The organism is Streptomyces sp. NPDC091279, from assembly GCF_044757465.1.
Taxonomy (GTDB): Bacteria; Actinomycetota; Actinomycetes; order Streptomycetales; family Streptomycetaceae; genus Streptomyces.
In genome coordinates, this window is sequence record NZ_JBIVVA010000006.1 from 215,049 (window position 1) to 234,051 (window position 19,003).

General features: G+C 71.0%; 18 protein-coding genes, 1 tRNA gene and 1 pseudogene. 14 read left to right on the top strand and 6 right to left on the bottom strand.

The window, feature by feature from the left end; translation table 11 throughout:
• Positions 1–151 precede the first annotated feature (151 nt).
• Positions 152–1,177: an Lrp/AsnC family transcriptional regulator gene (locus ACIQOU_RS17210; RefSeq protein ID WP_401537546.1), complete on the bottom strand. Its 1,026-nt coding sequence runs from the start codon at positions 1,175–1,177 to the stop codon at positions 152–154.
• Positions 1,178–1,322: 145 nt separating this feature from the next.
• On the opposite strand from ACIQOU_RS17210, the gene ACIQOU_RS17215 reads away from it, so the two are divergent.
• The 9 genes and pseudogenes from ACIQOU_RS17215 (at position 1,323) to ACIQOU_RS17255 (ending at position 9,226) form a co-directional block, all read left to right on the top strand.
• Positions 1,323–2,876 carry an AbgT family transporter gene (locus tag ACIQOU_RS17215; protein ID WP_401537547.1) on the top strand — a complete coding sequence of 518 codons (1,554 nt, stop codon included), beginning with the start codon at positions 1,323–1,325 and terminating at the stop codon, positions 2,874–2,876.
• A 149-nt stretch (positions 2,877–3,025) separates the two neighbouring features.
• Positions 3,026–4,225, top strand: coding sequence for a M20 family metallopeptidase (locus ACIQOU_RS17220; protein WP_401537548.1), 1,200 nt, complete (start codon positions 3,026–3,028; stop codon positions 4,223–4,225).
• A gap of 251 nt (positions 4,226–4,476) precedes the next feature.
• Positions 4,477–5,640, top strand: coding sequence for a helix-turn-helix domain-containing protein (locus tag ACIQOU_RS17225; RefSeq protein WP_401537549.1), 1,164 nt, complete (start codon positions 4,477–4,479; stop codon positions 5,638–5,640).
• 239 nt (positions 5,641–5,879) lie between these two features.
• Positions 5,880–6,068, top strand: a pseudogene (locus tag ACIQOU_RS17230) (helix-turn-helix domain-containing protein); the annotation flags it as partial.
• Positions 6,069–6,200: 132 nt separating this feature from the next.
• Positions 6,201–7,088 carry an XRE family transcriptional regulator gene (locus tag ACIQOU_RS17235; protein WP_401537807.1) on the top strand — a complete coding sequence of 296 codons (888 nt, stop codon included), beginning with the start codon at positions 6,201–6,203 and terminating at the stop codon, positions 7,086–7,088.
• Between the two features lie 107 nt (positions 7,089–7,195).
• Complete coding sequence (locus tag ACIQOU_RS17240; protein WP_401537550.1) at positions 7,196–7,519, top strand: hypothetical protein; 324 nt, start codon at positions 7,196–7,198, stop codon at positions 7,517–7,519.
• Entirely contained in the window at positions 7,516–8,202 is a 687-nt protein-coding gene (locus ACIQOU_RS17245; protein ID WP_401537551.1) for a hypothetical protein, read from the top strand. Before ACIQOU_RS17240 ends, ACIQOU_RS17245 begins: the two co-directional genes overlap by 4 nt.
• 101 nt (positions 8,203–8,303) lie before the next feature.
• The gene (locus ACIQOU_RS17250; RefSeq protein WP_401537552.1) at positions 8,304–8,786 is read left to right on the top strand and encodes a hypothetical protein; all 483 of its coding nucleotides are present in this window, start codon (positions 8,304–8,306) and stop codon (positions 8,784–8,786) included.
• Entirely contained in the window at positions 8,777–9,226 is a 450-nt protein-coding gene (locus tag ACIQOU_RS17255) for a hypothetical protein (protein WP_401537553.1), read from the top strand. The genes ACIQOU_RS17250 and ACIQOU_RS17255 overlap by 10 nt, the downstream gene beginning before the upstream one ends.
• 667 nt (positions 9,227–9,893) lie before the next feature.
• Here ACIQOU_RS17255 and ACIQOU_RS17260 read toward each other — a convergent pair.
• Positions 9,894–9,966, bottom strand: a tRNA-Arg gene (locus tag ACIQOU_RS17260).
• 147 nt (positions 9,967–10,113) lie between these two features.
• Positions 10,114–11,061 (bottom strand): alpha/beta fold hydrolase, encoded by a 948-nt coding sequence (locus ACIQOU_RS17265; protein ID WP_401537554.1) that lies wholly within the window; start codon positions 11,059–11,061, stop codon positions 10,114–10,116.
• Positions 11,062–11,151: 90 nt separating this feature from the next.
• On the opposite strand from ACIQOU_RS17265, the gene ACIQOU_RS17270 reads away from it, so the two are divergent.
• Positions 11,152–11,745 (top strand): TetR/AcrR family transcriptional regulator, encoded by a 594-nt coding sequence (locus ACIQOU_RS17270; protein ID WP_401537555.1) that lies wholly within the window; start codon positions 11,152–11,154, stop codon positions 11,743–11,745.
• 213 nt (positions 11,746–11,958) lie between these two features.
• Positions 11,959–12,300, top strand: coding sequence for a TetR/AcrR family transcriptional regulator C-terminal ligand-binding domain-containing protein (locus ACIQOU_RS17275; protein WP_401537556.1), 342 nt, complete (start codon positions 11,959–11,961; stop codon positions 12,298–12,300).
• An 87-nt stretch (positions 12,301–12,387) separates the two neighbouring features.
• On the opposite strand, the gene ACIQOU_RS17280 is transcribed toward ACIQOU_RS17275, so the two are convergent.
• The 3 genes from ACIQOU_RS17280 to rfbB form a co-directional block, all read right to left on the bottom strand.
• The gene (locus tag ACIQOU_RS17280) at positions 12,388–13,728 is read right to left on the bottom strand and encodes a class II 3-deoxy-7-phosphoheptulonate synthase (protein WP_401537557.1); all 1,341 of its coding nucleotides are present in this window, start codon (positions 13,726–13,728) and stop codon (positions 12,388–12,390) included.
• Between the two features lie 219 nt (positions 13,729–13,947).
• A complete protein-coding gene (rfbA, locus tag ACIQOU_RS17285) occupies positions 13,948–14,817 on the bottom strand; it encodes a glucose-1-phosphate thymidylyltransferase RfbA (protein WP_401537558.1) in 870 nt (289 codons plus the stop codon).
• Positions 14,818–14,862: 45 nt separating this feature from the next.
• Positions 14,863–15,837 carry a dTDP-glucose 4,6-dehydratase gene (gene rfbB / locus ACIQOU_RS17290; RefSeq protein ID WP_401537559.1) on the bottom strand — a complete coding sequence of 325 codons (975 nt, stop codon included), beginning with the start codon at positions 15,835–15,837 and terminating at the stop codon, positions 14,863–14,865.
• 325 nt (positions 15,838–16,162) lie between these two features.
• Here rfbB and ACIQOU_RS17295 point away from each other — a divergent pair, with 325 nt between their 5' ends.
• From ACIQOU_RS17295 to ACIQOU_RS17305, 3 genes are read left to right on the top strand one after another with little or no spacing between them, the layout of a single operon-like run.
• The gene (locus tag ACIQOU_RS17295) at positions 16,163–17,194 is read left to right on the top strand and encodes an acyltransferase (protein WP_401537560.1); all 1,032 of its coding nucleotides are present in this window, start codon (positions 16,163–16,165) and stop codon (positions 17,192–17,194) included.
• Positions 17,191–18,453, top strand: coding sequence for a hypothetical protein (locus ACIQOU_RS17300; protein ID WP_401537561.1), 1,263 nt, complete (start codon positions 17,191–17,193; stop codon positions 18,451–18,453). Before ACIQOU_RS17295 ends, ACIQOU_RS17300 begins: the two co-directional genes overlap by 4 nt.
• Positions 18,450–18,998, top strand: a complete 549-nt coding sequence (locus tag ACIQOU_RS17305) for a hypothetical protein (RefSeq protein ID WP_401537562.1) — start codon at positions 18,450–18,452, stop codon at positions 18,996–18,998. The genes ACIQOU_RS17300 and ACIQOU_RS17305 overlap by 4 nt, the downstream gene beginning before the upstream one ends.
• The last annotated feature ends 5 nt before the right edge of the window (positions 18,999–19,003 follow it).

The window sequence follows — 19,003 nt, forward strand, 5'->3', positions numbered from 1 at the left end:
TTAGCACCGCGCACCGCCACTGCCACCGCGCACCACCACTGCCCCCCCCGCACCACCACCGCCCCCGCGCACCGCCCCCGCACACCGTCCCCGCGTGCAAGTCCCCCATCCCGGCAAGGGAGTTGAGAGGGCGCCGTCCGTCAAGGCGGCGTCACAGCAGTACCGGTGCGTGGAAGTCGCCCAGCCCTTCCCCCAAGTCCCTGTCCAGCCAGTAGCGGCGGGGTTCCGTCAGCATGATGGTGACGTTGACGGCGTGGAGGCCGGGGATGGCGGCGAGGTCGTTGTCGATGAAGTGGGCGAGGGCGGTGCGGTCCGGGACCAGGCCGGTGGCCAGGACGGACAGGTCGCTGGCGACGTGGGCGACGAGCCGGGTCTGCGGGAGCTGGTCGATACGGCGCATGACCTCCGGCGTCTCGCCCGGCGCCACCCGCAGCCGCAGGATGAACGCCGTCCGGAACCCGAGCCACTCCGACACGGTCTCCAGGCGCGGCTTGACCCACCCCTCGTCGAGCACCCGCCGCACCACCCGGTGCGCTGTGGAGGTGGCGAGCCCTGCGGTGCGGGCGATCCCGGCGGCGGAGGCCCGGCTGTCCTGGATGAGCTGGGCGACGACGATGCGCTCGGCGTCGCTGAGCGGTTTGGCGGGCGGCGCGGCCGTCGCGGCGGCCTCGGTGCGGGCGCCGGTGAGCGCGAGCAGGTCGGCGCGCTCGGTGTCGTTCAGGAACCGTGGGTCCCAGGTGATGCCACGGCGCAGGGTGCTGAGCGCGGGCAGGGCGTTGACGCGGCGGACGCCGGGCAGCGAGAACATCCGGTCGATGGCCTCGCCGGTGGCCGCCTCGGACGGGGCGTGCACGACGGCGTAGAGCGGGTAGTCGCCGGAGATCTGCGCCAGGAGCTGGAGATGGGGCAGGCCGCGCAGGCGCTGGAGCACGGCGAGGGGGGTCTCGCCGGTGATGTCGAGGAAGACGTGCACCGGCATCGCCGTGGAGTGCATGCCCCAGTCGGCCTGCCCGATCGCGCGGACCATCCGTGCCTCGTGGAGCCGGTCGTAACGGCGTTTGAGCGTGCTGGCGTCGGCGGCCAGGATCGCGCCGAGGTCGTCCCAGGTGGCCCGGGGTGCCAGGTGCAGGGCGCCGATGAGGCGCCGGTCCAGCTCGTCGAGGAGAGGGCGGGTCATGGGGCCTCACCTTAGACGGGCGCGATGACGGGCGTCTGCGCTGTGCGGCCGCCGATTAATCCCAACGTTACCTCCCTGAGATGGAGAATCTCCCATTCGAATGCCAGTGTTCGCAGGAACATCCCCCGTGCATGAAGAGGTACCGATGAGCGTCACCTCCGCTCCGCCCCAGCCGACCGAGCCGCGGTCGAGAGTCCTGCGTGCCGCGTTCCGGAGCCTGGCGGCGATCGAGAAGGTCGGTAACCGGCTCCCCGATCCGTTCTGGCTGTTCTGGATGCTGGCGGGCGCGGTCGCCGTTCTCAGCGCCGTGCTCGCGGCGGCCGGGGTCAGCGCGGTGCGCCCCGGCACCCACGAGACCATCACGGTGGAGAACCTGCTCAGCAAGGACGGCCTCACCATGGCCGTCGAGGGCGCCGTCGACAACTACGCGTCGTTCCCGCCGCTGGCCACCGTCCTCACCGTGATGTTCGGGATCGCCGTCGCCGAACGCAGCGGACTGTTCTCCGCGCTGCTGCGCCGCATGGTCGCGCGGGTGCCGGGGAAGTACCTCACCTTCGCGCTGTCGATGACGGCCATGGTCAGCCATGTCGCGGGCGACGCCGCCTATGTCACCCTCATCCCGCTCGGCGCGCTGGTCTTCCGCGCGGCGGGCCGCAGTCCGGTGCTCGGCTGCGTCGTCGCCTATGTGTCGATCGCCGCCGGTTACGACGCCTCGCCGTCCCTGACCACCACCGATGTGCTGCTCTCCGGGATCTCCACGGCCGCCGCCCACACCATCGACGAGCACTACGTCGTCACCCCGGTCGCCAACTACTTCTTCGGGCTCGGCTCGTCCTTCCTGGTCGCCCTGGTGATCACCCTCGTCGTCGACAAGGTCCTCGCCCGCCGCACCGACCTGGAGCCCGACGAACCGTCCGCCGCGCCGGACGCCGCCGAACTGGCCGAGATCGAGGTCACCCCCCGCCAGCAGCGGGCGCTGCGCATGACCGGCCTGGTGGCGGCCGGGTTCCTCGCGCTCCTGGTACTGGGGATGGTCCCGTCGTCGTCACCGCTGCGCGGGGCGGGCGGCGGCATCGTCAACTCCCCGCTGCTGGGCGGGATGGCGCTCGTCCTGGGCCTGTTCTTCGCCGTCCTCGGCACCGTCTACGGACGCGTCAACGGCACCTTCACCGCCGCCCGTGACGTCATCGCCGCGATGGTGGACGGGGCCCGCTCGATGGCGCCGATCCTGGTGCTGTTCTTCGCGATCTCACAGTTCCTGGCCTACTTCAAGTGGACGAACATCGGCGACATCCTCGCCGTCAAGGGCGCCGAAACCCTGCGTGACCTGCATCTGCACGGCTGGACGGTGCTGGTGGGCATCGCCGTGCTGATCACGTTCATGAACCTCGTCATCACCAGCGGCTCGGCCCTGTGGGCGCTGGCGGCGCCGGTGCTCGTGCCCATGCTGATGCTCATCGGCATCGAGCCCGAGACGACCCAGGCCGTCTACCGCGTCGCCGACTCCGCCACCAACTGCATCACCCCGATGAGCCCCTACTTCGTCATGGCCCTCGGTTTCATCCAGCGCTACCGCAAGTCCGCGGGCATCGGCACCCTGGCCTCGTTCACACTCCCGATCGCGGCGGTCGTGTGGGTGATCTGGGTGACGTTCTTCGTGGCCTGGTACCTCCTGGGCCTCCCCCTGGGCATCAACTGACCCAACAGCCAGAGCCGTTGAAGAAGGAATGAAGCCGAGCAGAGCCGCCGAAGAAGACTGAGCAGAGCCGCCGAGGAAGACTGAGCAGAGCCGCCGAAGAAGACTGAGCAGAGCCGTTGAAGAATTCTGAACGGAGCAGAAAGCACCCCATGCCCGAGACACCCGCACCCGCCCCCGCCGCCCTCCTGACGCACGCCCAGTCGGTCTCCTCCCGGATCGTCGACGACATCGTCACCCTCGTCGGCCACGAGACCAGCAGCTACGACCTGCCCGCGCTCGCGAGCGGCCTCGACCTGCTGCGCGACCTGACCGTGCAACGCCTCGGCCGCCCCGACCGCGAGGAACGCCACCCCGGCGGCGCCTGCGGCGACACCCTCACCCTGACCTACGAGGGCACAGGCCCCGGCCATCTGGCGCTGGTCGGCCACTACGACACGGTCTGGCCGACGGGAACCCTGTCCGGCTGGCAGCAGCCCGAGCCCTCCGCCGACGGCCGCGAAAAACTGTCGGGCCCGGGCATCTTCGATATGAAGTCCGGCCTGGCGCAGGGTATTTGGGCCCTGAAGCTGGCCCGCGAGTCCGGCACCCCGCTCCCCACGGTCACTTTTCTCTTCAACGGCGACGAGGAGATCGGTTCGCTGTCCTCGCGCCCGGTGATCGAGGCGACCGCACAGGGCGTGGACGCCACCCTCGTCCTGGAACCCTCGGCCCACGGCGCGGTCAAGACCGCCCGCAAGGGCACCGGGATCTTCCAGGTCACGGCGACCGGGGTGGAGTCGCACGCGGGGCTGGCGCCGGAGGACGGGGCGAGTGCGATCACGGCGTTGGCGGAGTTCGTGGTCGCCGCCGCCGCGGTGGCCGACCCCGCCCAGGGCACCACCATCAACACCGGCCTCTTCAAGGGCGGTTCCGGCATCAACGTCGTCGCAGGCCACGCCACCGCCGGCGTCGACATCCGCGTCAGCAGCGCGGCCGAACAGGCCCGGGTCGACGCCGAGTTGGACGCCATCAAGGTCAGCGACCCGCGCGTCCGCATCGACATCGACCACGCCTGGAACCGCCCGCCCATGACCCTGGGCCCGGCGTCGGTCCCCCTCCTGACCCTGGCCCGAGAGGTGGCGCGTTCCCAGGGCCGCCCCTCCTTGCCGGACACGGCAGTAGGAGGCGCCAGCGACGCCAACTTCATCGCCGCCCTCGGCCTCCCCGTCCTCTGCGGCATGGGAGCAGTAGGCAACGGCGCCCACGCAAAGGGCGAGTACATCTACCCGGACACGGTCCCGGAACAGACGGCGTTGGTGGCGGGGATGCTGGGGGGAGTGGCGGAGGGGGGCGCGTGGGCGGGGCGCTAACGGCCGGTACCGGGTGTCGCAGGGGGCGTGAGGGGGCGACCTCGACGGCTCTCCGGAGGCGAGGAACCTCCTCTCCCGCAGCGCTGCGCTGAACGACGGCGGCCCCGCTCCGGCGCAACGGGACCGGGGCTGCTTTCGCGCGTCCGGGGGATGAGGAACTCCCCGGCCCGGGTGACCGGTTGCCGAGCCGCCGCGCCCGGAGCGGACCGGGCGTACCGTTCTGAGTGTCGAGGCAGAACGGAGAGTTCAGCATGCCGCAGAGCTATGAGGAGCACACGGGCACGCGGATCGCGGACTACCGGAAGCTCCGCCAACTGTCCCAAACCGGCCTGGCGCAGTGCGCGTTCCTGGCGCGCAGCACCATCGCCAAAGTGGAGGCAGGACTGTCCCCGGCCAGTACCACCGTCGTGGCCGCCATCGCCCGCGCCCTCCAGGTCGACGTCGCCGTGCTGCACGGCCAGCCCTACACCAGCGAGTTGCAGCAGGATCATCTCGACCGGCTCATCAGCCCGCTGTCCGAGGCACTCGACATGTACGACCTCGGCCCCGACCCCGACGTCACACCGCGCCCGGTCGCCCGCGTCGCCGAGGACGTCGCCGCCCTGTGCGCCGCGTCCTGCGCGACCGAGTACAAGGACGTCGGGGCCAGGCTGCCGGGCCTGGTCGGCGAACTGACCACGGCCGTCGCGCTCTTGCCGCCCGGCCCTGACCGCCGGCGTGCCAGCGAGAGCCTCGCCTGGTCGTACTGGGTGTCCTACGAGTTCGCCTACCGGCTGGGCTACCACGACCTGGCGTCGATCGCGCTGGAGCGGATGGGGTGGATGGCCGAGCAGGCACAGGACCCGCTCCTGCTCGCCGTGCGCCTGGCCAGGCGTTCCAGCATGCTGCTGCGCCGAGGCGACAACCTCATGTCACTGCGGGTCATCGAGCGGGGCCACGGCCTGGTCGAGCAGGCGGAGAACCGGCAGTCGGTGAATGCCCTCGCTGTCGCCGGGAGCCTCCACCTCGCCTCGGCGATCGCCGCCGCTCAGGCCCAGAACGAGGACAGCGTGCTCGGCTACCTGGAACTGGCGGGCCGGGCGGCGAGCCAGATCGGCCGCGACGTGCCAAGCGCCTACTGGTGCAGTTTCGGCGTGACCAACGTCAAGCACTACGAGGTCGCGACCCGGGTCGAGTTGGGCCGGCTGGGAGACGCGGTCAAGGAGGCCCAGAAGCTCCACTTCCCACCAGGCCACCCCAAGATGCGAGTGGGCCGGTACTACATGGAGATGGGCCGCGCCTACGCCCAGATGGGCAAGACCGAGGCCGCGTACCGTGCGCTGAAGCGCGCCCGCGAGGCCGCTCCGCAGCAGGCCCGGTACCACCCGCTGATGCGGGAGACCATCGGCGCGCTGGTACGGCGCCAACTGACCTGAGCTGTAACCGTTTTCCGCACCGATGTCCGACCTTTGGAACCCTCTCTCTCGGGCCGGACACCTCGGCGGGCCCCACGCCCGGGCCGCCCGCCGACCTCGGCCTGACACCCTGGCGCTGAACAACCCCGCGTCACGGGGGATGAGGAACTCCCCGGCCCGGGTGACCGGTTGCCGAGGCGCCGCGCCCGGAGCGGACCGGGCGTACCGTTCTGAGCGTCGACGTCAGAACGGAGTTCACCATGCCAGACCCCACTGACATTCACATCGGCGCGCGCGTTGCTTCACGCCGAAAGCTGGCTGGTTACACGCAACGTCAGCTCTCCGAGCACTCACACCTGTCCCTCGGCATCATCCGGAAAGTCGAGCGCGGGGAGCGCGTGCCCACCCCGAGCTTCCTGGCCGGGGTCGCGCGAGCCCTGCACGTCACAGTCGAGGACCTGACGGGCCAGCCGTACCGACTACAACCCCAGGATGACCGGATACACGCGCCCATCACCGACGTGCGAGCGGCCCTGCGCCACTGGGACCTCCCCGGTGATTGGTTCGATACACCCCGCTCGTTGGCGAGGCTGCGTGCGGATGTACAGGTCGCCATGGACCACCGCGTGCACGGCCGACTGACCCGGCTCGGCCGGGTGCTCCCGGCGCTGATCGAGGAGCTGACGGCGTCCGTGCACCTGCGCTCGGGAGCCGAGAAGCAGCAGGCCGCGCGCCTCTTGGCGCTGGCCTACGACATGGCGCACAACTTCACCTATCGCTTGGGCTATCCCGACCTGAGAGGCCAGGTCGAGGACAGGCTCAGGTGGGCGGCGCAACTCTCCGGTGACCCGGTGCTGGTCGCTCTGGCCGAGTACAAGCGTGTCGAGACGTTCAAGTCGGCTCACGAGTACGGAGCGGGGCTGCGGGTCCTCCGGGCCGCACGCGAGCGGCTGGAGGGCGAAGGGCCGGGCCGGGACTCCGAGTACCTCACCGTCGTGGGTGGAATCCGGCTGCGCGAGATCACGCTCGCGTCCAGAGACCGCGACGAGGAGGCCACCGCTCACCATATGGAGGAGGCGCGTCGGGTGCTCGGCCAGTTGTCGGCGCCCGCCGACCGCCGCCAGCACAGCGTGGTCTTCGGCGCGGGCAACCTGGCCATTCACGAGATCCAGGCCCGCCTGGAGCTACGACAGGTGTCGGAGGCGGACAAGGTCATCGAGGCCACGCACCTCCCGAGTTCGGTCCCGCCCACCCGCGTCAGCGCCTACCACATCAACGTTGCCCGGGTGCATGTCGAAGCAGATCGACGCGAGCAAGCACTGCTGCATCTCCAGAAGGCCAGACGGGCGGCGCCTCAGATCACGCGGTACAAGCCCATGGCTCGCGATGCCGCCCTGCTCCTCACCATGAAGTACCGGCGCACCACGGAGGAACTGCGGTTGCTGAGTAGCTGGTTCGGGCTGGAGTAGTCAAGGCGGAGACTGCGGCGGCGGTACCCCAATCCGGGGTACTTCCCGTCTTGCCACCTCGGCACGATGTGACGAGTAACTCACTCACCGTCACATGGAGTCGCCCCATGACACCCCAGACCTACCGCCCACCCATCGAGGCCGCCCTCGCCCTACCCGCCCTCGCGGACCTGGACGAGCCCCGCGCGACCGGCCGCGCATGCGTCTGGGGCGGCGAGCGGCTGACCATCGAGACCGCCGTCGCCCTGGGTGAACAGACGGACCCCGCCGGCCGCGTCTGTTTCCTGCGGTCCTGCCGCAAGCACGCCGGTCAGGTCGCCCACCGCGCCCTGATGGAGCACGCGCCGAGCTGTGAGCAGTGCACCGACAACGCCGGTGGCTGCGGCCTGGGCCGTGTCCTGCTGCGGCTGATCCGGGAGGGCCGCCGGTGATCCGGCCGATCCGGTACTGGAACGGCGTCCCCGTCCCGTTCCTCACCGCCTGGTCCGGCGAGGACCCGCCGCCGCAGGCGTTGGTCGTCCGCCACGGCAGGCAGGTCAGCGGCCTCGGCTTCCGTGACGAAGACCCGGCTGTCGACCGGCAGTTGAACGTGCTGTGGATGCGCATGCCCGCCGTGCCCGGAGTGGGGGAGCCCCGCTGGGACACCGTCCACGCCCTGCGCCAGCGCCAGACCATGACCCGCTCCCGCTGCCAGGTCTGCGGCGGAGCCGTACTCGACGCCCGCGCGGACCAACGCCTGCTGTTCCTGTTCGGGGCGTCGGCCGACCGGCACCCCATCGGGGAGGGGGAGCGCACCTCCAGTCCCCCGCTGCACGCCACCTGCGCTCAACTCGCCGTGCAGCACTGCCCGTTCCTCCGGCGCGGGTGGGTCGCCGCCCTTGTCGGATACACCGTCGACTGGGGCGTCGCCGGAACCGTCTACGACCCGGAGACCCTCACCCCGCTCACCGGGCGTGTGGACGAGGTCCGCTACTTCTCCGACCCCGTCGCGCTGCGGTGGGTCCTCGCCGCCCGCCTCATCGTCACCCTGCACGAGATCGACCCGGTGACCGATCTGGACGCCCTCGCCGCCGGGGAACGCGCCCGCATCGAGGCCAGGCAGGCATCCCGGTGACCGCCCGACGCAGGTTCCGTCTCCCTCGCTGGTTACGCCGACGCCGACGACGCCCAACTGGCCTGCGCTGCAAGCCGTTTCACCGTACCGGCGTCAGGCCGTTGGAGCCCTCCCTGTACCGGGCCGAGGTCCGCGCCGAGGGTCCCGTCCACGGCACCGGCGAGAACGCCCAGTGCGTGCTGGCCACCTTCCAGTCCATCTCCCCCAAGCTGGTGCTCCGTTGGCTGGCCGGGCAGGCGTTGCACCTCGCCGAACGGCTCGACCCCACCCCCACCCGCACGCCGTGGGTATCACCACTGATGCACACCATCACCTACCCCGCACCCCCCGGACCCGCCCGCCTCCGCGCCTGGGCCACCGACCCCACCGAACTCCACGCCGCCCGCGCACACATCAAGAACGGCTACCCCCTCTACGTGAGGTTCACGGACACCGACTGCACCTACACCCTCACCGCCTGGCCGGTGGCCTTCCACCACACCAACGCGTCTGCCCAGCAAGGCCGTTACACCCCCGTCCGGCACCGCATCGGCGGACTCACCCACCCCCTCTACGCACTCGCACCGGAAGACCCATGGACGTGACCGAGACACCCGAGCCCCGCTCCAAGACCGCCGCCCGTGACGCAGCCCGCGCCGACAGCGAGGCCATCATCCGGCGCTACCAGGCCCGCGAGCCCGTCTCCCGCATCGCCGCCGACTACGGCGTCACCGCCAACTGGCTGGCGCTGCGGCTCGTGGAGTGGGGCGTGCCCCGGCGTCACCGGCACGAGGCCCACGCGCTGCGCCGACCCGCCGGGCACGTCTTCCGAGGCCGGACCCGGCGCCGTTCCACCGCCGAAGTCAGGGCCGCCCAGGCCCAGTTCACCGGCGACCGAGCCGACGTCACCGCCCGCTACCTCGCCGGGACCTCCATCACCACCCTCGCCCGCGAATACCAGGTCAACCCCGTCTGGATCACCGAACGCCTCGACGACTGGAACGTCCCCCGCCGTCGGCGCCCCGGTCGGGACCTGGAGGCGTGAAGAGTTAGGGGAGCGGTGCTCCATCCCCTGAGCTGCGAAGGCGCAGCCGATCCGAGCGCGATCAGTGTTCGTCCGGACCGGTACCGCGATGCATGGGCCATGGTCGAGCTGAAGGTTTCGGTGGCGGACGTGGTGAGCGACCCGGAACTGGCTGCGACCGTGCAACTCCGGCTGGACGAGGCACACACTGCGGAACATGGGACTGAACGACTTCTTGAACTTCGCGTACGTTCCATCTTCTCCGCGTGCGACCGCGGATCGAGGTCGTGGTCGCACCTCCAACGTTTCCAGACAACGCCCAACGCCGGCCTCCGTCGCTCGGCGCCGTCCGGATGGGGGATCAGCGGTCGGCACTTGAGGGAGAGTGCGCATTCCGTCAGTCAGCGGCAGGGTGACCATGAGCGTGACGCTCGTACGTGTGGTGAGAGGACGTCGTGGATGTGCCGGGCGGTACCAGCCTCGAACCAGGCTGGTCGGACGCCGCCCAGGCAGTGTCCGTCCTGGAGGAAGATGCCGCGTGATGTGTGCCTGACCCGTGCCGGGGCGTTGTAGCCGAAGGGGGCACCCTGCCGTGCTCATGCGGTGGCGTGCCCTCTTGCGTCTCCCACAGATTGCAGGGGCCCTCCCGCCTCGCGGACGGAAGGGCCCCTGACCTGGTGTTTCGCTGTGCCCTCGGCAGGATTCGAACCTGCGACACCGGCTTTAGGAGAGCCGTGCTCTATCCCCTGAGCTACGAAGGCGCTGCCGACTGAGCGGGCAACTGTGTATCAGTGTCTGACCAGGACAGCGTAGCGGATGCGTGAAGGTGAGGGGTATCGGGATGGGGGCATGGGGCGGGGGTGCCCCCCCCCGGCCGTCTCCGGGGTCGGTCCCGGTGGTAGGGCCCCCTAGCTCGTGCTCGCCTGGTCGATGAACTTTGTCAGTGTTGTCGCCGTTGCCTCTGGCTGTTCGTCGGGGATGAAGTGGCCGGCTTGGGGGATGACGGTGCCGGTGACGTTCGTTGCCCAGGGGGTGAGGGCGGTGGCCATGTCGGGGATCGAGCCGTGGGAGCTGGAGATGCCCAGGATCGGGAGGGTCAGGTGGGCCTGTCCGGCGAGGGGCTCGTGGTTCTTGCGGGCTGACTCGGCGCCGTCGCGGTAGTAGGCGAGGGCCGCTCGGAGTCCGCCGTCGGCGGCGAGGGAGGCGGCGTAGTGGTCGACGTCGGCGCTGTCGAACGTGCCCGGGGACAGTGGCTTGGTGCTCAGGAACCAGCCCACGTAGTCGCGTTCGCGGCCGGTGATGAGGGTCTCGGGCAGGTCGGGCACCAGGTGGAAGGCCAAGTGCCAGGTCTTCCAGGCCCGTTCGGGGTCGGCGGGGATGGTGTCGGGGAGGGTGACGCCCGGGATGCCGGCGTCGAGCAGGGCGACGCCGTGCAGGTGGTCCTCATAGCGCAGGGCGAGCGAGAAGGCGACCCAGGCGCCGATGTCGTGGCCGACGAGCCAGTACTTCGGCACGTCGAGCGCGGTCACCGCGGCCTGGACGTGCGCGGCGAGGGTGTGGGTGTCGTAGCTCGCGTCGGGGCGCTCGGAGTGGCCCTGGCCCGGCAGGTCGACGGCGATCACATGGAACCGTTCGGCGAGGCGCGGCATCACCTGGTGCCAGGCCCACCAGGTCTGCGGGAATCCGGCGAGCAGCACGACGCTGGGGCCGCTCGGCCGGCCGCCTTCCACGGCGTGCAGTCGGATGCCGTCCGCGTCGACCCAGCGGTGGGTGAAGCCCGGGAGGTGGCGCAGGGGGAGTTCGGGGACGGGGTTCTGGGCGGGGGAGGGGTTCGGGGTGGTGGTGGAGTCGGTCATGTCTCGACCCTAACGCATCTTGAACTGATCGGTTCAAGATAAGATGGGTGGTGTCACGGGGAGCCGGTTCAGGAGCGGGGTGCGTGCGGGATGGTCGGGAAGAAGCAGTTCGACGTGGGCCGTGCGCTCGACGCGGCGATGGTGCAGTTCTGGCGGGCGGGGTATGTGGAGACCTCGCTCGACGACCTGTCCAGGGCGACGGGGCTGAACCGGAGTTCCCTCTACTCGTCGTTCGGTGACAAGGACGCGCTCTATCTGCGCTGCCTGGACCGTTACGCCCGCCGGTACGGGGAGAGGTATGAGCAGGCGCTGTCCTGCGGTGCGGGCGGGCAGCCGTTGCGGGCGGTACGGGCGTTCTTCGAGGTCACCCTCCAGCGCATCGCCGACCCGGACGTGCCCGACGGATGCCTGGTCGCGCAGACCGCGATGGCGATGCCCGTGCTCAGCCCCGCCGTCGCCGCCCGTGCGGTCGAAGCCGTCGGGCTGCAACGGGCGCGACTGCGGACGGCCCTGAACGTCGCGGAGCTGGCCGAAGGCGACGCCGAGAACTACGCCACCCACCTCGTCGCCGTCAACCAGTCGCTGGCCGTGATGAGCAGGGCCGGGGCGAGCCGGGAGCAACTCGACGCGGTCGTCGACGTCAGCCTGGGCGCACTCTCGCAGGCCTTGGGGGGCCGGGGCTGACGTCGCGTGCGGGGCGTGCGGGACGTGTGGGGCGGGCGGGATGTGTGGGGCGCGGGGAGTCGCAGGGGTCGCCGTGACCGTCGTTTGTCGGCCGGTGCCGGTGCCGGTGGCGGCGGAACTGTCGTACAGCGTCCGCGAGATGGTCGTTAGGCGTCCGTGCGGGAGGCGTCCCGGAGTTGTCGGCGGGCGGGTCGTAGCCCGTCCTTTCGGCTGGTGCGGGAGCAGGTGGTGGCGGCGCACCGGGGCAGCGGGTACGGGGTGTGTCCGCTCGGCGTGTTCGCCCGGCAGGTCGACGAGGAGCCCGAACTGAGCGCGATCCTCGCCGAGTTGTCCGGCCGCTGGGAGCGGAGCCTCGCCGACCTGGTCGCCCGCGCGCGCGAGCGGGGCCGGGTGCGGGCGGACGTCGATCCCGTGGACGCGGGGCGCCTGCTGCTCGCCGCGGTGCAGGGCGGCGTCCTGGTGAGCCACGTCCAGTGGCGGTCGGCCGGGCTGGAGGGCGCCCTTGACGCCGCCCTCGCCGTGCTGACCGCCGAGGACGCCTCACCCGCGCGCTGACCTCACCCGCCCACTGACCTCAGCCGCGCGCTGACCTCGCCCGCCCACTGACCTCAGCCGGGCGTCGACCTCAGCCGGGCGTCGACCTCAGCCGCGCGTCGACCTCGCCCGTCGGCGGCCCTCTGTCAGGAAGTCGGCTGTCTGGAAGGCGAGATCGAGGGACTGGGTGCGATTCAGGCGGGGGTCGCAGGCCGACTCGTAGCGGGTGGAGAGGTCGACGAAGTCGAGGTCGTGGGCGCCGCCGACGCACTCGGTGACGTCGTCGCCGGTGAACTCCACATGGATGCCGCCGGGGTGGGTGCCGAGGCCGCGGTGGACCTCGAAGAAGCCTCTGACCTCGTCGAGGACGTCGTCGAAGCGGCGGGTCTTGTGGCCGGAGGGCGCCTCGATGGTGTTGCCGTGCATGGGGTCGCAGATCCACGCGACCAGGGCGCCGGAGGCGGTCACCTTCTCGATCAGCGGCGGCAGCGCGTCGCGGACCCGGTGCCGGCCCATGCGGGTGATGAACGTGAGGCGGCCCGGGACGCGTTCGGGGTCGAGCCGGTCGATGAGGCGCAGCGCGGTGTCGGGGGTGGCGTCGGGACCGAGCTTGACGGCGACCGGGTTGGCGACCCGGGAGAGGTACTCGACGTGGGCGCCGGCCGTGTCCCGGGTGCGTTCGCCGATCCACAGCAGATGGCCGGAGGCGGCGTACGGCAGCCCGGTGCGGTCGTCCTCGCGGGTGAGCGCCGCCTCGTAGTCGAGGAGCAGGCCCTCGTGGGAGACGAAGAACTCCGTGCTGTCGAAGTCCTCGGGGTGGCCGCCGGTGGCCCGCATGAAACCGAGGGCGTGGTCGATACGGTCGGCGAGCTGTTCGTAGGTGGTCTTCAGGGGGGAGTTCGCGACGAAGTCCCGGTTCCACTCGTGGACTTGACCGAGGTCGCCGTAGCCGCCCGTCATGAACGCCCGGATCAGATTGAGGGTGTTGGCGGAGGACTGGTACACGCGGGCCAGGCGTTCGGGGTCCGGGGTGCGGGAATCGGCGGTGAAATCAAGGCCGTTGACCGCGTCGCCGCGGTAGACCGGCAGCGTGACACCGTCGCGGGTCTCGGTCGGCCGGGAGCGGGGTTTGGCGTACTGGCCTGCGATCCGGCCCACCTTGACGACCGGCATGGTGGCCGCGTAGGTGAGGACGGCGGACATCTGCAACAGGGTGTTCAGCTTGTTGCGGACGGCGTCGGCGCCCACGCCCGCGAAGGTCTCCGCGCAGTCCCCGCCGTGCAGCAGGAACGCCTCACCGCGGGCCACGGCGGCCAGCCGGTCGCGCAGCCGGGCGCACTCGCTCCACAGCACCAGGGGCGGCAGACCCGCGAGGCGGCGGGTGACGTCGTCGAGGGCGGCCCGGTCCGGCCAGATGGGTTGTTGCGCGGCGGGAAGAAGGGTGTCCACGGCCTCTCCTGAGTGACTGGTCCGGGCGGGGCCCGGGGTGCGCTGGCTGGTCGGCCGGACATCGTCGTCCGCAGGTGCGGTGGTCGTGAAGTGCTGTGCGGGTGGGGGGAGTTGGGGGGAGTTGGGAGAAGGGGTGCTGGGGTGAGTCAAGCGCCCCAGGGCGTACGGGAGATGACGGCGGTGTGGCTTGAAGTATGGGACAGGTGGGGGGAGTTCTGGCTAGACCTCGGCCAGCCCCAGTACGTATCGGCCGTAGCTCGACGACGCCGACAGCTCCTTGCCGAGCAGCGCCAGGCGGTCCTTGTCGACGTAGCCCATCCGGTACGCGACCTCCTCCAGGCAGGAGATGCGGATGCCCTGCCGTTTCTCCAGCACCTGCACGAACATCGACGCCTCCAGGAGGCTGTCGTGCGTGCCGGTGTCGAACCACGCCGAGCCGCGCCCCAGGTCGACCAGGCGGGCCCGGCCCTCGTGCACATAGCTGAGGTTGAGGTCGGTGACCTCCAACTCCCCGCGCGGGGAAGGGGCGAGCGCGGCGGCGCGTTCGGCGGCGGTGCCGTCGTACATGTAGAGGCCGGTGACGGCGAGGTTGGAGGCGGGCCGGGCGGGCTTCTCGGTGAGGGTGACGACGGCGCCGGAGTCGTCGACGGTCGCCACGCCGTAGCGCTCGGGGTCGCTGACCGGGTAGCCGAACAGGGTGCAGCCGTCGAGGCGTTCGGCCTCCCGGCGCAGCAGGTCGGGCAGCCGGTGGCCGTAGAAGATGTTGTCGCCGAGGATCAGGCAGACCGGCTCGCCGCGGGCGAAGGAGTCGCCGAGCACCAGGGCCTCGGCGATGCCGCGCGGCGCGTCCTGGACGGCGTACTCCAGGCGGATGCCCAGGCGGCTGCCGTCGCCGAGCAGGGAGCGGTAGGTGTCGAGGTGCTCGGGGCCCGAGATGAGCAGGATCTCGCGGATGCCGGTGTGCATCAGGACGGAGAGCGGGTAGTAGATCATCGGCTTGTCGTAGACGGGCAGCAGCTGCTTGGAATGCACGCTGGTCAGCGGCCGCAGTCTGGTTCCTGACCCGCCGGCGAGGATGATGCCGCGCATGGGGAGTGTCCTTCCGGGTCGTCGGGGCGTGAGAGGCGCTCGGACTCAGGCGGCGGCCGCCGTCAACGGCTCCCACCACGCGGGGTTCTCCCGGTACCAGGCGATCGTCGCGGCCAGCCCCCGGGTGAAGTCGACCTGGGGGCGGTAGCCGAGGGCGCGCAGCCTGGTGTCGTCGAGGGCGTAGCGGCGGTCGTGGCCCTTGCGGTCGGGTACCCGGCGCACGGACGACCAGTCGGCACCGCACGCGTCGAGGATCAGGCCGGTCAGCTGACGGTTCGTCAACTCGACGCCGCCGCCGATGTTGTAGACCTCGCCGGGGGCGCCCTTGGCGAGGACCAGGTCGATGCCCCGGCAGTGGTCGTCGACGTGCAGCCAGTCCCGGACGTTGAGTCCGTCGCCGTACAGCGGGACCGTGCCGCCGCGCGCGAGGGTGGTCACGAAGTGCGGGATGAGCTTCTCGGGGTGCTGGTGGGGGCCGTAGTTGTTGCTGCACCGGGTGATGCCGACGTTCAGCCCATGGGTGCGGGCGTAGGAGCGCACCAGCAGGTCGGCGCCCGCTTTCGCCGCCGCGTAGGGGGAGTTGGGGGCCAGCGGCCACTCCTCGGTCCAGGACCCGGAGTCGATCGACCCGTACACCTCGTCGGTGGAGACGTGCACGAACCGGGAGACGCCGGTGCGCAGTGCCGCCTGGAGCAGGTTGTGGGTGCCGAGCACGTTGGTCGTGACGAACGCGGCGGCGTCGTGGATCGAGCGGTCGACGTGGGTCTCGGCGGCGAAGTTGACGACCGCGTCCACGCCGGTGAGCAGCTCGGGCACCAAGGCCGGGTCCCCGATGTCGCCCTCCACAAAGCGCAACTCCGGGTGGTCTTCGACCGGGGCCAGATTGGCGGAGTTTCCCGCATAAGTGAGCTTGTCGAGAACGGTGACCCGGTCGGCCGCGATGTCGGAATGGCCGTTCAACAGCCTGCGCACGTAATTGCTGCCGATGAATCCGGCGCCGCCGGTGACTAAGATGTGCATGGCGTCACGTCCTTCGCTGAAAAGTGCTCGATGGTTATTCAGAGTTGCGACGTTGGAGCATCGTAGAACATCGAACATTCCTGCGCAACGGCGATCTGGGGCGAGATCTGCGGGTCAGATGCCTGGGTTCGGGCATCGGTTGGCCTTCTAACGGTAATGAATGCCTAAAGAATTCCACCTCGGTGTCGATAGCGGAATTTCGCATTCCGCTGTGGACCGTCGAATGTGAATTCTACGTTACCTGAAAGTGTTGGCTCCGCGGCCCGTCGAGAGTTCCCGGAAAGGTCTTGCGGGTGCGCCCTTAATGGGCTTACTTTCTGTGGCCATGGATTATTCAGTGGAGCATGACAGCGTCCCGGTCTTATCCACGTCCGACCCCACCGCCTCCACCATTTCCACCGCCTCCAACGCGTCCATCGCCTCCACCACCTCCAACGCGTCCATCGCCTCCATCGACCCCACCGCCCTCGTCGAATCCGGCGGGGAGGCCGGCGCCGGTTCGACCGTCGGTCCCGGCTCCTGGGTCCGGCACGGGACCGTGCTGCGGAACGTGGCCGTCGCGGGCGGAGTCTTCATCGGGTTCCGGTGCCGGATCGAGTCCGCCGAGATCGCCCCGGGGTGCCAGATCGCCTCCCTCGCCCGGATCGGACGGCCCGGCGGGGCGGGCGTGCTGGTCGAGGGGGGCGCCTGGATCGGGGCGCGGGCCGTGGTCGAGCCCGGGGTCAGGATCGGGGCGGGCGCGGTGGTGGCCGCCGGGGCCCACGTCACCGGGGACGTACCGGCCGACACCCTCGTCGTCGGCCGTCCCGCCCGCAGCCTGCGCCGACGTGAGGTGACCGAGGACGGGCTGCCCGACTTCGGGGCCATCATCGGCCGGGTCCGCGCCCGGCGCGACTCCAACCGCCGCCCGCTGCCCGCCGGTTGGGCCTCCGACGGCGGCGGCGTGCTCGACGCCGAGCTGTCCGGCGGGCCCGACGTCCACCTGGGCGCCGGGGTGATCGCCATGGGCCGCTCCGACGGCCCCTCGCCCCGGGGCGGGCTGCGCGTCGGACCCGGCGTGAGCATCGGCGCCCGCGCGGTCCTGGAGGCGTCCGACGGCATCGGCATCGGCGCCGGCAGCACGCTCGGCCCGGGTGTCCTCGTCGTCTCCAGCGGCCATGACCTCACCCGGCGTTCGCTGCCCTGGCAGGGCGGGCCGGTGTCGATCGGCGCGGGCGTGCGGATCGGGGCGGACGCCACCGTCGTCGGCCCCTGCGTGATCGGCGACGGCGCCGAGGTGCGGGCCGGTGCCGTGGTCGTCGGGGACGTGCCCGCCCGGCACACCACATCCGGAGTTCTGGAGAGGAACCGTTCATGAGGATCGTCTTCGCGCCCGCCCCGACCGGCTCGGGCCACAACATGCGCTCCCTGGCCCTCGCCCGCGAGCTGCGCCGCCAGTGGCCGGACGCCGAACTCACCGTCCTGCTCGGCTCGTTGCAGACCACCTTCGGCCCGCTCTTCGCGGCGGCCGGGGTCGAGGTCGTCGACATCGCGGGCGACCACGTCGACCACGCGACCCACTCCAACCTCACCCGCGACCTGGGCTGGCAGACGTACATCAAGGGGTATGTCGCCCCGGCGTTCGTCAACGGCGAGCGGGTCCTCGGCTACCTCTCCCACTACCAGGACCTCGCCGCCGACCTGGTGGTGAGCGACTACAACATCTCCGCGAGCATGGCCGCCGCCATCGCCGGGGTGCCGCACGCCCTGGTCACCGAGCGGTACGACTTCACCCTCCTCCAGATCGACGACCCCACCCTGGAGGCGGGCGGCTTCCGGGTCCACCACGAGGACCTGCGGCGCGGCCGCAACGCCCTGCACGCGGTGTTCGACTGGATCGTCTCCACCGCCGAGATCGTCCTCACCGACAAGCCCTACGTCCCCGAACTCGACGCCGGAACCTCGGTCGCCGCCGCCCTCGACACCGGCCGGGCCGTCTTCACCGGGCCCATGATCCGCGAGATACCCGAACGCGGCGACGGTACCGGTGACAGCGTTCGCGCCTCCCTCGGGCTCGGCCCCGGGCCCGTGATGGTCGGCTCGGTGGGCGGAACCAGCATGTTCTGGGAGAACAAGCAGCGCGTCATCGAGTCGTACATCCGCGCCCACCGGCGCCTGAAGCAGACCCACCCCGACCTCCAACTCGTGCTGCTGGGAAGGGAGTTCGTGGAGGCGCCGGACGACGTGGTGGTTCTCACCTATCTGCCGGACTGGATGCCGCTGCTCCAGGAGGCCGACGTGCTGCTGTCCGCGCCCGGCTGGATCACCGTGACCGAGGTGGCCGCCCTGCGGGTGCCGACGGTGTTCGTGCTCAGCAGCCTGGGGGAGTACCACGAGGTCGAGGCCTCCGACCGGCTCGGCCGCCTCGGCTTCCCCTCCCTCGTCGCCCCCACCGCCGACCAACTCGCCGACGCCGTACGGCCGCTCCTCGACGCCGGGAACCGTGAGCCCACCCCGGCGCACCTCGCCATCGCCCCCGAGGGGTCCGGCACCGCCCGCGCCGCCGGACTGCTCGCCCGCGCGGCCCGCACCGCCCGCGCCCGCCGCCCCGCCCGCGTCGAGGAGACCGTCCGATGAGTGAACTCCCGTCCAGTGACGTCCCGTTGATCGCCGGAGCCACCCGGATGCTGCTCGCCGGGGACGGCTCGACCACGCTGCTCCTGGAAGCCCTCCTCGACACCCGGCTCACCGTCCACGTGGAGCGGCAGGAACAGGTGCCGGTACGGAAGCTGAGCGCGGCGGCGGTCGCGGCGCTGGATCTCGCCGCCGACGGCACGGCCGTGCTGCGCACCTCCGCCCTGCACACCCCGGCCGGGGTGGAGGTCAGCCGCAACACCGTCGTCTTCACCGCCCCGCCGGCCGGCTGGTCGGGGTCGGCCGACGACCAGGCCCCCCTGGGGCGGCGGCTGCGCGAGGGGCGGACCCGGCAGCACCGGGAGATCCTCTCCTCGGGCACCGCCCGCTGGCAGGAGGGCGGCCGGGTGCGCCCGTGCGCGTACAAGGAGTACGTCATCACGTGCGACGACGGCCAACGCCTCTACGTCCACGAGAGGTTCAGCCCCGACCGAGTCCGCCCGCTGCCGGACACCGAGCAGGCCGGGTCGCTGCCCCGCACCGGCTGAAACCT